A 230-nucleotide genomic window follows, 5' to 3' on the forward strand; every position below is an offset into this window, starting at 1 on the left:
GCGGGTACTGAGGCGACCACCTCCCCGCCGGCCCCGAGCACCTGATAGGGGCCCACGGCCACCGCGCCCGGGCTCAACAGTCCGCCGAACGCGAAGTCCAGGTGATCCATGTTCATTCCGGCCGGGAAGAACCCGGCCTCGTTGATCATCGGCAACAACGCATCCAGATTCAGGGTGGCGCCGTTGAACACCGCACCCCACATATTGGCCAGGGTGTCGCCGATACTGTC

1 protein-coding gene is annotated in these 230 nt (G+C 65.7%); it reads right to left on the reverse strand.

Annotation, left to right across the window (positions count from 1 at the left end; all coding sequences use genetic code 11):
- A partial coding sequence (gene gjpA / locus AC5Y36_RS25930; protein ID WP_500043838.1) for an outer membrane porin GjpA occupies positions 1-230 on the reverse strand: 230 nt, incomplete at both ends.

This window comes from Mycobacterium sp. NGS50 (assembly GCF_059812545.1).